The organism is Corallococcus sicarius, assembly GCF_003611735.1.
Classification (GTDB): domain Bacteria; phylum Myxococcota; class Myxococcia; order Myxococcales; family Myxococcaceae; genus Corallococcus; species Corallococcus sicarius.
The window spans coordinates 18,658-30,840 of sequence record NZ_RAWG01000022.1 but is presented as its reverse complement, the minus strand read 5'-3'; the positions used below and the strand labels follow the sequence as shown (position 1 = coordinate 30,840).

Annotated in this window: 11 protein-coding genes; 8 read left to right on the top strand and 3 right to left on the bottom strand. The window is 70.6% G+C overall.

The annotated features are described in order from the left end of the window. Positions 1 to 81: 81 nt before the first annotated feature. Entirely contained in the window at positions 82 to 1,185 is a 1,104-nt protein-coding gene (locus tag D7X12_RS05260; RefSeq protein ID WP_120624172.1) for an ornithine cyclodeaminase family protein, read from the bottom strand. A 242-nt stretch (positions 1,186 to 1,427) separates the two neighbouring features. Between D7X12_RS05260 and D7X12_RS05255 the strand changes: the two genes are divergently transcribed. The 3 genes from D7X12_RS05255 to D7X12_RS05245 all read left to right on the top strand — a co-directional run bounded on the left by D7X12_RS05255 (position 1,428) and on the right by D7X12_RS05245 (position 5,844). After that, the gene (locus D7X12_RS05255) at positions 1,428 to 2,681 is read left to right on the top strand and encodes a hybrid sensor histidine kinase/response regulator (protein WP_244224360.1); all 1,254 of its coding nucleotides are present in this window, start codon (positions 1,428 to 1,430) and stop codon (positions 2,679 to 2,681) included. Between the two features lie 260 nt (positions 2,682 to 2,941). After that, positions 2,942 to 4,081, top strand: a complete 1,140-nt coding sequence (locus D7X12_RS05250) for an alpha/beta fold hydrolase (protein ID WP_244224359.1) — start codon at positions 2,942 to 2,944, stop codon at positions 4,079 to 4,081. A gap of 230 nt (positions 4,082 to 4,311) precedes the next feature. Then, the gene (locus tag D7X12_RS05245; RefSeq protein ID WP_120624169.1) at positions 4,312 to 5,844 is read left to right on the top strand and encodes a methyl-accepting chemotaxis protein; all 1,533 of its coding nucleotides are present in this window, start codon (positions 4,312 to 4,314) and stop codon (positions 5,842 to 5,844) included. Between the two features lie 27 nt (positions 5,845 to 5,871). On the opposite strand, the gene D7X12_RS05240 is transcribed toward D7X12_RS05245, so the two are convergent. Continuing rightward, the gene (locus tag D7X12_RS05240) at positions 5,872 to 7,365 is read right to left on the bottom strand and encodes an MFS transporter (RefSeq protein ID WP_120624168.1); all 1,494 of its coding nucleotides are present in this window, start codon (positions 7,363 to 7,365) and stop codon (positions 5,872 to 5,874) included. 214 nt (positions 7,366 to 7,579) lie between these two features. Between D7X12_RS05240 and D7X12_RS05235 the strand changes: the two genes are divergently transcribed. The 3 genes from D7X12_RS05235 to D7X12_RS05225 are packed head-to-tail and all read left to right on the top strand — an operon-like array spanning position 7,580 to position 9,720. Further along, a complete protein-coding gene (locus tag D7X12_RS05235) occupies positions 7,580 to 8,578 on the top strand; it encodes a polyprenyl synthetase family protein (RefSeq protein ID WP_120624167.1) in 999 nt (332 codons plus the stop codon). Then, positions 8,575 to 9,171 carry a GbsR/MarR family transcriptional regulator gene (locus tag D7X12_RS05230; RefSeq protein WP_120624166.1) on the top strand — a complete coding sequence of 199 codons (597 nt, stop codon included), beginning with the start codon at positions 8,575 to 8,577 and terminating at the stop codon, positions 9,169 to 9,171. Before D7X12_RS05235 ends, D7X12_RS05230 begins: the two co-directional genes overlap by 4 nt. Positions 9,172 to 9,192: 21 nt before the next feature. After that, on the top strand, positions 9,193 to 9,720 hold the full coding sequence (locus D7X12_RS05225; protein ID WP_120624165.1) for a gamma-glutamylcyclotransferase family protein: 528 nt from the start codon (positions 9,193 to 9,195) through the stop codon (positions 9,718 to 9,720). A 42-nt stretch (positions 9,721 to 9,762) separates the two neighbouring features. Here the strand turns inward: D7X12_RS05225 and D7X12_RS05220 are convergent, their stop codons facing one another. After that, complete coding sequence (locus D7X12_RS05220; protein ID WP_158619967.1) at positions 9,763 to 10,353, bottom strand: PQQ-dependent sugar dehydrogenase family protein; 591 nt, start codon at positions 10,351 to 10,353, stop codon at positions 9,763 to 9,765. Positions 10,354 to 11,118: 765 nt separating this feature from the next. On the opposite strand from D7X12_RS05220, the gene D7X12_RS05215 reads away from it, so the two are divergent. Together D7X12_RS05215 and D7X12_RS05210 are read left to right on the top strand one after the other, a co-directional pair. Continuing rightward, positions 11,119 to 11,316: a hypothetical protein gene (locus D7X12_RS05215; RefSeq protein WP_147443532.1), complete on the top strand. Its 198-nt coding sequence runs from the start codon at positions 11,119 to 11,121 to the stop codon at positions 11,314 to 11,316. Next, complete coding sequence (locus tag D7X12_RS05210) at positions 11,313 to 12,086, top strand: biliverdin-producing heme oxygenase (RefSeq protein ID WP_244224358.1); 774 nt, start codon at positions 11,313 to 11,315, stop codon at positions 12,084 to 12,086. Before D7X12_RS05215 ends, D7X12_RS05210 begins: the two co-directional genes overlap by 4 nt. Positions 12,087 to 12,183 lie beyond the last annotated feature (97 nt).

Below are 12,183 nucleotides of genomic sequence, written 5' to 3'. Positions count from 1 at the left end.
GGGTGGGACTCTACGGAGCCCACGCGCGCACGGGTGCCGGGAGGGGGGATGATTGTCCCCCGGAGGGTTGTCCGGCGGACGTCAGGAGCCGGCGGCGCGGCGCGGCGCCTCGGTACGTCCGGGCGCGTCACCCCGCATCAGCGCGTACGGGTCGAGCGGATCCCCGCCCAGCCCCTCCACCGACACATAGGTGCCCAGCTGCATGCGCCGCGCGTGCTCGAGCAGCATCCGGGTGACGACCTGATCCTCCAGCGCGTGGCCGGTGGAGTCGAACACCGTGTTGCGCAGCCGCCAGCCCTGGAACTCCTCCGGCTGCTGCACGACGGTGGCCAGGTCGGGGCCAATCTGATCCGGGTGCAGCTGCTGGCACTCGCCCTCCACGCGCGCCTGGCTGGGGAAGTCCGGGCACACGAGGCTGCGGCGCAAGAGGGCCAGCGGCAGCTCCGTCTTGCCCGGCAGGTCGGAGCCCACCGCGTTGATGTGCGCGTGCGGCTGGAGCGCATGGCCGGAGATGACCGGACCCGCGCCCACACCCACCGTCGTCGCGGTGCAGAGGATGTCCGCCCGCGCCTCCAGGTCCGACAGCAGCGTGGGCCGCACGTCCAGGCCCAGGAAGGCCACGCGCCGCACGAACGAGCGCGCCGCCTCCGGGTTCACGTCGTGCACCAGCACCTGCTCCAGCCGGAACACGCGGCTGAGCGCGTGCAACTGCGTGACGGCCTGCGCCCCGCAGCCCACCAGCCCCAGCACCCGGCTGTCCGGCGCCGCGAGGCACCGGCTGGCCACCGCCGACGCGGCCCCGGTGCGCAGCGCGGTGGCGAACACGCCGTCCATCAGCGCCAACAGGTGGCCCGTGCGCGCGTCGTAGACGCTGTTGGTCGCGATGATGGTGGGCAGCCCCGCATCCGCGGCGTTCGCGGGCGCGTAGCCCACCACCTTCATCGTCATGGTCTCGCCCCGCCGCAGGACGGGCATCCATTCGAGCGCTCCCGGGGGCCGCAGCTCGTTCTTCAGGGCGAAGCCCTCCCGCTTGTGCACCTCCGTGACGGACGCATCCAGCTCCCGCAGCGCCGTCGTCAGCGTCTGGATGAGCTCGTCCATCAAGGCGTGGAGTCCCACGCCGTCCACGATGGCGCGCAAGTCGGCGGGACTGAGCAGGAGCGTGCGAGGGACCGGGGGCGTCATGTGTTCAGAGTTTACGTCCCTGACAGGATTTGCAACCTGACAGTTTTGAGCGCGAATTCCTCCGGTGCTGTGTCTTTCAAGTGCAGGTGCAGGGAACAAGGGGGAGCGGGGAGTCTGTTGGTGGGAAGCGCTCGATATCGCCGTGGACCTCCGTGCCGAGCCACCCTGACTGCCACCCGAGCCGCTCCCACCCCTACGCCCGAGTGACGACCATCTTGATGCCTCCCGGTTCCAGGACACCCGTGCTCAGCGCCGTGTCCGACGAGCATTCCTCCCGACCCACCAATGTCATGGTGCCCGGGTCGCGCCCCGCGCGCGTGCTCCTGGTCGACGATGTGCCGTCGAACCTGTTCGCCCTGGAAGCCATCCTGGAGCCGCTCGGAGCGCACCTCGTGTCGGTGCGCTCGGGCGACGAGGCGCTCAAGGCGCTGCTGCTGGACGAGTACGCCTGCGTGCTGATGGACGTGCAGATGCCGGGGCTGGACGGGCTGGAGACGGCGCGGCTCGTGCGCGCCCGCGAGCGCACGAAGCACCTGCCCATCCTCTTCATCACCGCGCTCAGCCGCGAGACGGCGTACATCACCCGGGGCTACGAATACGGCGCGGTGGACTACCTGCTCAAGCCGGTGGACCCGGACATCCTGCGCGCGAAGGTGTCGGTGTTCGTGGAGCTGTACCAGCGCGGTGAGCAGCTGCGGCAGCAGGCGCTGGAGCTGGCGGAGCGGCGGCGCGTGGAGGAGGAACTGCAGCGCGCGACGGAGCTGGAGCAGCAGATTGTAGGCATCGTGGGACACGACATCCGCTCCCCCCTGGCCGCCATCCTCACCACCGCGAGCCTGCAGCTCGCGCGCGACACGATGCCGGACGGCCAGCGCAAGGCCTTCGAGCGGGTGGCCCGGGCCGGTGAGCGCATCCAGCGCATCGTGGATCAGCTCCTGGACTTCACGCGCGCGCGCCTGGGCGGAGGCATCCCGGTGGTGCCGGGCGCCGGCGACCTGAACGAGCTGTGCTGCAAGGTGACGGATGAGCTGCGCGCGGCGCAGCCGGACCGCACCGTCCTCTGCGAGTTCACCCGCGAGAGCCTGCCGGGGACGTGGGACCTGGACCGGCTGGCGCAGGCGCTGGCCAACCTCCTGGACAACGCGCTGAAGTACAGCCCGACGGACACCCCCGTGCGCATCCGCACCTCTGAACAGGGCGCGGACACCGTCCACGTGGAGGTGCACAACAGCGGCGCCCCCATCCCCACGCACCTGCGCGACACGCTGTTCCAGCCCTTCCGCCGCGGCGTCGACACCGACCGCCGGGAGAGCCTGGGCCTGGGGCTCTACATCGCGCACAGCATCGTGCAGGCCCACGGTGGCACGCTGAGGGTCGAGTCCACCCACGAGTCGGGGACCACCTTCTTCCTCTGCCTGCCGCGTCAGGCATTGGGGTCCGGGCGACACCTCTCCGCGTGCGCGAAGGTCGCCCCGTCCGAGTCGCTCATCGCCTGAGCCTGAGCCTGAGCCTGAGGTGAAGTCCCGCCGCGTCATGCGGGCGGTGCGTTGCAGTGCCGGCTGATTCCTCCAGTCAAAGGCATACAACTATCCGCCCGCATCAAAAACTCTCACATGCTGAGCGGACGTCCCGCAGCCCTGCTACAATGGCAGACGTCCGGGAGGCGACGTGCCCGGACGAACTGTGTCCGCTATGGGGAGGGTGCGCGACAATGACTGACAACTCGATGTGGATTCCTGTGGACGGGAGCGACCCGATGAGGGCGTGGGTCCGTCGGCCCGAGTCAGGCAGTGGTCCGGCGTTGCTGGTGCTGATGGTGGAGGCCTTCGAGGGCAATACCCACCTGCGGCACATGGCGGAGCTCTTCGCCGAAGAGGGCTACGTGGTGGTGGTGCCGGACCTCGCGTCGCGGGGGGAGCCGGAGGAAGCGGAGCTCAAGTCGGTGGTGGCGTACGCGCGGGGCCTGCCGGAGGTGACGGGCCTCAGGGGCAAGAAGCAGCTGGGCGCGGTGGGCTTCGGCCTGGGCGGCACGCTGGCCGCGCAGCTCGCGGTGCACGGCCAGGTGGACTGCGCGGTGGCGTACTGCGCGCCCGGCATGGAGGACGTGCTCGCGGAGGCCCGGCCGGACGCGGCCCCGCTGGTGCTCAACTTCGCGGAGTGGGACGGCTTCGTGCCCCCGTCCGCGGTGGCCCGGGTGCGCGAGCATGTCACGCCCGACGTGGAGCTGTACGTGTACCCGGGGGTGCGGCACGGCTTCTTCCGCGAGGGTTCGCCGGCGTACCACCGGCCCTCGCAGATGATGGCCCACACGCGCACCATGGCGCTGCTGCGGCGGGTGATGGGCCCCCGCTACGATCTGGCCGCGCTGTGGGACAAGCACACGGAGCTGGAGTTCGCCGCCCGGGACGCCGACGCGACGATGGCCACCATGGTGGCGCACCCGTACGTCAACAGCGTCCCGGTGATGACGGGGGGCGTGGGCGCGGAGTACCTCCGGCGCTTCTACGCGAACCACTTCGTCCACGCGAACCCCAAGGACACGAAGATGATCCCGCTGTCGCGCACCGTGGGTGCCGACCGCGTGGTGGACGAGTTCATCTTCTGCTTCACGCACGACATCGAGATGGACTGGATGCTCCCGGGCATCGCGCCCACCGGGAAGTACGTGGAGGTGCCGCTGGTCGCCGTGGTGAACTTCCGCGGCGACAAGCTCTACCACGAGCACATCTACTGGGATCAGGCGACGGTGCTGGTGCAGCTCGGCCTGCTGGACCCCAAGGGACTGCCCGTCACCGGCGCCGAGTCCGCCCGCAAGCTGCTGGACGAAACGCTCCCGTCCAACACGCTGATGGAGAAGTGGGACGAAAGCGCCCCTCCCAAGCGCCAGGCGGGCTGAAGCCCGGCCTCCCGGAAGAGATGACCCACGCCCGGGGTGACCTCTACCCAGGGCGTGGTGTCTGACTTTCATGCGGGAACCCGCGCGGGGCCATTGCGCAGCTCCGCAGGGGTGTTCACAATGTGGCACCTCACTGGATAGTCCAGGGGGGCTTCGTTTCCCAGATTTCCCTCTGGAGTGGACCCCGCGCGCTGGCGACAGCGTGGAAGGGGGCCGCCGCCGACGCCCGGATGCGACTTTCCCTGTCCCAGAAGCTCTCGTTGGCGCCGCTCCTGGTGGCGCTGTTCTTCACGGTCCTGTTCTTCGGGTACCTCATCCCTCGCCTTTCGTCCGCCTTCGAGGATCAGGGGCGGGAGGTGGGTGTGGCACTGCCCGTGGCGCTCGCCTCCACGTTGTCGGGGGTGATGGCCAGCGGCCAGACGGAGTCGCTCCAGCCGCTGCTGGAGCCGGTGACCCGCAGCGGGAAGGTGGCCTACGTGGCCGTCTTCGACGGTTCGGGACAGCTGCGCGCGGTGGCGGGCGAGTACGGCCCGGCCATGCGCGAGCTGCGCGACCGGCTGAGCCGGGCGCAGGGCGACGCCACGTTCTACGTCCGCGACGCGGAGCTGCTGGACCTGAGCTCCCGGATGGCGAACGGCGCGGGCAGCGTGCACGTGGGCCTCAACCGCTCCGCGGCGCGGGCCCAGGTGAAGGCCATCACCACGGGCGTGAGCGTGGTGGTGCTGCTGGCGCTGGTGGCGTTCGTGGTGGCGGGCGTCGTGCTGGCGCGCCGGGTGGCGATGCCGCTCGTGCAGCTCACGGAGGCCGCGCAGCGCATCGCGGAGCACGGCGACCTGCGGGAGATGGTCCGCATCGAGTCCACCGACGAGGTGGGGCAGCTCGCGGGCGCCTTCACGCTGATGGTGAGCAAGGTCAAGGATCTGCTCCAGCAGCTTCAGCAGTCGTCGGACATGCTCAAGGGGTCGGTGGAGCACCTGAACGACTCCGCGGGCCGGCAGAACGAGATGGTGTCGCGCCACGCCGCCGCGCTCCAGGAGACGCAGGTGACGGCGCAGGAGATCCGCCAGACGTCGGTGGTGGCTTCGCGCGCCGCGGAGGCGGTCATCGACGTGGCGGAGCGCGCGGAGGCCCTGGGCAAGACGGGCGAGGGCGCCATCACGGACAGCATCGACGGCCTGGTGGACCTGCGCTCGCAGGTGGAGCAGATCGCCGAGCGCATCATGGCGCTGGGCGAGCGCACCGAGCAGATCTCCGGCATCACGGAGACGGTGAAGGACCTGGCGGACCAGTCGCACCTGCTCGCGGTGAACGCGGCCATTGAAGCGGCGCGCTCCGGGGAGCACGGCAAGGGCTTCGCGGTGGTGGCCCGGGAGATCCGCGGGCTCGCGGACCAGTCCATCCGCGCCACCAATCAGGTGCGCGGCATCCTCGCGGACATCAGCACCGCCATCTTCGCCACGGTGGAGATCACCGCGGCGGGCACGCAGCGCATGGAGTCCGCGCTCGCGCAGGTGCGCACGTCCGGGGACACGCTGCGCCAGCTGTCCTCCATCGTGCGCGACAGCGTGGTGTCCGCCCGGCAGATCTCCCAGACGGTCAATCAGCAGGCCACGGGCATCGAGCAGATCTTCACCGCCGTGAACGAGCTCAACGCGGTGATGGGCGACACGGTGAAGCGCATCTCCACCACCAGCGAGTCCGCCGTGTCGCTCAAGATGCTCTCCGAGCGGGTCGCCGGGATGGTGAAGGACTACCGGCTGTAGCCCGGCCGAAACCCGGCTGGGAGCCGCCTACGGCCGGACGTCCGGCGCCCGGGCCTCGCGCAGCGCGGGGCGCAGGCGGGGCAAGAGCCGCTCCACCACCTGTCCCACGGTGCGCGCGGTGGCGGCGCCGGGTTCGTTCACCCGGGCCGCGAGGAAGGCCGCGCCCAGGCGCGCCACCGACGACACGACGAAGAGCACGTGCAGGTTCGCCCACACGTGGCCGCCCAGCATGAACTGCTGGGGCAGGCGCGCCGCCAGCGCTCCACCCAGGGCCGCCGCCCCCGCGTACGCGAGGCCGCCCGCGGTGGCGAACGCCGCCAGGTAGAAGGGCCGGCCCCGGCGCGGCGCCACCGTGAGGGGCAGCGCGAAGATGGCCAGGCCGTGGCCGCTCCAGAGCGAGCCCGCCAGCAGCACGTCGAAGAGCAGCGGCCACAGCGTCCCCGCGGTGGGCAGGAGCCACAGGAGCGGGATGACGCTGATCCCCAGCGAGCACGCCATCAGCACCGGCTGCGCGCCCAACCTGTCGATGGCGCGGCCCCACATGGACGCCGTCAGCACGCGCACGCCCGCCACCGCCGCCCCGTGCAGGGCCATGATGACGAAGGTCATCTTGAGGTTCTGCAGCGAGTGCAGCGCGAAGAAGGGCGCGGACACGCCCACCGCCGCGTTCCACGCCACCTGGTACACGAGCACCCGCCGGGCGCCGTCGTCCTTCCAGGGCAGCAGCGCCGCCTTCAGCTCCAGCCGGGGCGACGAGCCCGGGGGCGCGGGATCATGCTGCGCGGCCATCATCAGGGTGGTGACGATGCCCATCGCGCACGCCGCCAGCGCCAGGAGCGGCAGCGCCATCCCCACGCCGTCCAGCATGCGCAGCCGGTCCATCAGCAGGCCCGCGCACAGTGACGCGCCGGTGCCCATCAGCGTGGTGAGCGCGGTGCGCTTGCCGAAGAAGCGGCCCCGCACGGCGCGCGGCACCAGTTCCCCCATCCACGCAACCCACGCGTTGTTGCCCACCACGCCCAGGAGCGCGGACAGCCCGGCCACGGTGAGCAGCAGGTGCTGCTGTTCCTGGAGGGACAGGTTGAGCCACGGCAGCAGCGCCAGGGGCAGCATCACGAGCCGCGACAGGCAGACGGCGGTGAGCGCCACGCGCCGGTGCCCGAAGCAGAGGGTGAGCCAGGCGGCGGGGAACTGCACGAACTGGGCGAAGAACGGCAGCGCCGTCATCACGCCCACGAGCAAGGGCCCCAGCTTCAGCGCGATGGCCCACGCCGTGAGCACCGTGGCGCCCGCGCACGCGGTGAACACCTCCGCGAACATGCCCTCCACGATGGACATGCGCAGCGAACCGCGAAGGCCCCTCTGAAGAGGCGGGCCCCGGTGGTCGTCGGGCGGCGGCGGCGCACCCAACAGCGGCGCGGACGAGCCGGGCAGGGAGGTGCCCGGCCGGAAGAGGGGGACGCCGTTGGCGAGGGAAGCGAAGCTCTGGAGGAGGTGGCGGCGGAAGGCAGCGGGGGACACGCGAACCCTTGCGTCAGGAAAGGCCTCCTTCCTGTCGCACGGCGTCGCATTCCCCCTCAACCGGACGCCCGGTGTACCCCCCGCGCACGGCCGACCACCAAGCGACCTTATTCCCGGCTTTCGATGCTCTGTCCGCATGCCCGGAGGGCAGGAGGGATTCAGGTGCAGTTCACGCGGTCTTGAACTATATGAACGGGCGAAGGAGACCGCGTACATGGATGTCGCTCACGAGCTGACGGAGTTTCTGGGGCAGGTGGAGCAGCGGTTGGTGACCCTGCTCGCGGACGGGGACGTCGGGCCGGACGTGAAGGGTGACACGCTGATGGACGCGGCCCGGCACCTCTGCCTGGGCGCCGGTGGCAAGCGTGCTCGGCCCATGCTCGTCCGGCTGTTCGGTGGGGCCGTGGGAGTGCCCGCGTCACGGCTGGTGGATGTGGGCGTGGCGGCGGAGATGATCCACTCGGCCAGCCTGCTGCACGACGACGTGGTGGACGCGGGCATGTTCCGGCGGGGCCGCCCAACGGTGAACGCGCGCTGGGGCAACATCGTCGCGGTGATGAGCGGCGACCTCATCCTGTCCACGGCGCTCTCGCAGCTGTCGCTGCTGGACGCGCGCCTGGTGCAGAGCGGGCTGGCCGTCGTCTCGGAGATGACCCGCGCGGCCATCGCGGAGGTGGAGGCGCGCGGCGACATGGACCTGCCGCTGACGCGGCTGCGCTACATCGCCGAGGGCAAGACGGGCTCGCTGTTCGGCTGGTGCGGCAAGGCGGCCGCGACGCTGGCGGACCTGCCGGAGGCGGTGGAGCGCTTCGACGCGTTCGGCCGGCACCTGGGCGTGGCGTTCCAGATCGCCGACGACATCCGGGACATCCTGGGCACGGACGTGGGCAAGCCCCGGTACGCGGACGTGCACTCGCGCACGCCGTCGCTGCCCATCCTGCTGGCGGTGTCGCGCGACGAGTCGCTGCGCCGCAAGCTCAAGGACGCGTGGGCCTTCTCCGTCATCACCCCGGAGCGCACGCGGGAGATTGGCAGCGCCATTGAGGCCACCGGCGCGGTGGAGGCCTCCATGCAGCGGATGAACGTGGAGATCGAAGCGGCGCTCGACAAGCTGGGGCCCTACACCCACGGCGCGGCGGGCGCGGAGCTGGCGGGCTGGGCGCGCAAGCTGTCCGAGGGCATCGCGGATCAAGTGAAGGGACGCGCTGCGTGAAGGGCTACCTGTGGACGGGGGGGGATCCCGGGAGCCAGAGCACGGTACCGCCGCCGGACAACGGCCGGCTGGCTCCGTATGAAGCCATCGCCGTGGAGGCGGTGGGCAACGTCATCGAGTTCTGGGGCTTCAAGCGCAACCAGGGCCGCGTGTGGGGGCTGCTGTACCTGCGCGGCGAGCCGCTGACGGCGGGTGAGATCGAGCGCGAGTTGGATCTGTCGAAGGGCGGCGTCTCCATGCTGCTGCGCGACCTGGAGCGCTGGGGCGTCATCCAGCGCGTGCGCGTGCCGCAGGACACCGTGTGGCGGTACGCCGCGGAGACGGACCTGGTGCGGATGGTGACGCACGTGGTGGAGGAGCGCGAGGCGGCCTTCGTCACCCGCATCCGGGCGGACCTGTCCGAAGCGCGCCGGCTGGCGGAGGCCGCGGGCGGCGTTCCCCCGGAGCGGCTGCGGAAGCTGGAGCGCATGGCGACGCTGGCCGAGCACGTGGAGCGCGCGCTGCGCCTGTTCATCAAGACATCCCGGCTGGACGTGGCGGGCGTGCTGGGCGCGTTCCGCGACGGCGCGCTGGGCCGCAAGGGCGACCGGTAGCCGGTAGGAGGAACCACACGCATGGATTCGCACTACGATCAGGTGATGAAGGCGCGCGCACAGGCGGACGCGGACGCGCCCCGGCTCTACTTCGCCTACTCCACCATCCTGGACCGGGCCGCCTTCGACGAGTGGAAGGGGCAGCACAGCTACGGCTTCTTCGAGCTGCCGGAAGGGCAGCTCGCCGAGGCGCTGGACGTGGACCTCGTCTACGACTTCCCCTCGCGCTGGTGGGGCGGCCGGGTGGCGGGCCTCACCGACGCGCCGGGCGCCCGGGTGTACGGCCGGCTCTTCCGCATCGCCGGCAAGGACTGGCCCATCGTCCAGCACAAGGAGGGCGTGGTGACGAGCATGTGCGTGGAGCGCACCGTGCGCGTGCGCGTGGACGGCCAGGAGGTGGAGGCCACCGCGTTCGTGACCAACCCCCGCCGCGCGTCCATGGACGGCCCGGTGAGCCCGCGCTTCGTGGAGGCCCTGGTGCGCGGCGCGACGAGCGCCGGGCTGCCCGCGGACTACGTGGCCCGGCTGGGCCGCGGCGAGACGCGCTGAGCCCGCGTCGTCTCTGAGCTCCGGCCGGGCTCGGCTGGAGCTTCAGGGCAGGCGGAGGGGCTCCACCAGGTAGATGGCCCCGGCGAAGTCGTCGCTGATGAAGAAGCCGCCCCGGGGGTTCAGCGCCACGTCCACCGGCCGGCCCCACACGCTCAGGTCCGGGTTCTTGAACCCGGTGACGAGGTCCACCTCGCCCGTGGGCTGGTTCGTCGCCAGGTCCCACGGGAAGACGGTGACCTTGTAGCCGGTCCGCTCCGTGCGGTTCCATGAGCCGTGGTAGGCGACGAGCGCGCCGCGCTTCCAGGCCGGCGTGAGCTCCGCGTTGTCGAAGAAGGTCAGGCCCAGCGGCGCCGAGTGCGCCTGGATGCCCTGGTCCGTCTTGTCCAGGCTGGCGCAGTCCGCGCGCGAGCCGTCCCGGTTCATGTCGTAGTCGCGGTCCAGGGGCATGTGCTTCAGGCCGCCAGGCGAGTCCGGGTTGGAGTTGCAGAACGGCCAGCCGTAGTGCCCCCCGGCGCGCACGGAGGTGAGGGCCTCCGGCGGGTGGTTGTCCACGTACTCGGGGACCACCTTGCCGTACCGGCCGGTGCCGTCATCGAACGGGTAGGGCACGTTGTCGCGGTTGTTGACCGCCACCCAAAGGGTGTCCGTGCCCGGCACCCACGCGAGTCCCTCCGCGTTGCGCAGGCCCCGGGCGAACAGCTCCCGTGAGCCGCCGTCCCAGCCCGGAGACCACCGTCTGCACCGCGCCGCGCGTCGTCTCGCCCGCCGTCCAGCGCGAGCGCGTGACGCGGTTCTTCTCCGACAGGAACACCCAGACCTGGCCTTCACGCTGGTGGAAGACGATGTCGTGGGGCCGGCCCAGGCCGGAGGCCCACTGCGTCACCTCCGGCGACTGGCCGGCTGCGGATCATCGGAACGGCAGCCGGGCTGCAAGGACGCAAGCCCCAGGAAGGTCGTCAGCACGAGGGAGATCCGCATGGTCCCCTTTCCTACGCCCGGGATGTCCAGGGCCAGATGGACTGAACGGCACCTGAACAAACCTTCAGCCATTTTCCAGGGGCCCGATCACGGCCCGATCAGGGCACTGAATGAACCTGAACAAACCTTCAGCCAGTTTCGCGCGCCCCAAACCCCCATGCCTACATGAACAAATGAGCATCCATTTCCAGAGGAGCCTGGGAGTCCGTCTGTGATTGTTGTTATCTGTCATTAAAATGGCGATCATTGTCATTTATTGCGGATGTTTCAATTGTATCATGTCTGTCTTTGTGGGTGGCGGGACCGGAAAACGTGCGAACCGGGCTTGACCCCGGCGGGGCGTTGTGGCTTCATGAATTTGATTTCGATAATCAAAATCAATTGGAGATCGCGATGCTCGGTCAGGGATGCTGCAGGGCGGTGTTGGCGCAAAGCCCGTGCGCTGAAGTGACGCGGTGCAGTTGTGGGCACATCCACCTGGCGGTGGGGCCGGTGACGCTCCGCCTGGAGGAGGATGTCCTGCGCGCGCTGGGGCACACGCTGCTGGAGGCCATCCAGCAGCTGGAGGCACCCGCCCCCCACGCCCACGGGGCGTCCGACGACAGGTGGAAGCAGTGAGCCTCCAGGGAACGCTCCGGTGGGGCGGCATGGTGCGCTCCGCGAGGGAGCGGCGGCTGTCGCCCGCGTCCACGTCCACGTCCCCCATGCCCGCGTCGTCCCAGCCGCTGTCGCGGCGCCTGGAGGAGGGGACGGGGATGGCGCGGCGCCAGGCTGAACAGTCCACCTTCCTGGAGGCGCTCTTCCAGGGCTCGTGGAACAGCGGCGTCTACGGCCAGTTCGTGCGGGCCCGCCACTACGTGAACCACCTGCGCCAGCTGCACGTCCTCTACGAGGCCTTCGAGGCCGTGCTGCCGGGCGTGGAGGAGGGCGCCGTCGCACGGATGCTGCGGCTGCCGGAGCTGCGACGGGCCTCGGCGCTGCTGGCGGATCTGGAGTGGTTCTGCGGCGACACGCGCACGCACCCGTTCGCCTGCGCGGAGACGCGGCTGCACGCCGAGCGCATCCACGAGGTCGCCGAGGAGGCGCCGCACCTGTTGATCGCGCACGCCTACGCCCGCTGCGTGCAGGACCTGTACACCTCCCCCCAGCGCTCGCTGCTCATCACCCAGGCCTTCGAGCTGGACGGCGGGCAGGGCACGGCCTTCTACAACGCGGTGGCCCCGGGAGAGCTGCAGGCGTTCCAGGCCCGGCTCTCCGCCCGGTTGGATGAGGTGGCGCTCGGCGAGCAGGAGGCCCAGGAGGTGGTCCAGGAGGCGCGGCTCGCCTTCCGCATCCAGGGGCTTATCTGTGACGAGCTGGCACGGGATGCCCCCGGGCTCAGCGGGTGATGCCCCACCCGGGGTTGGGACGCGTCCCACCCCTTGGGTAGCCTCTTCAGACAGGGGGGCGATATGCCGTTTCGTGACAGGCGCGCTAGGATGGCCA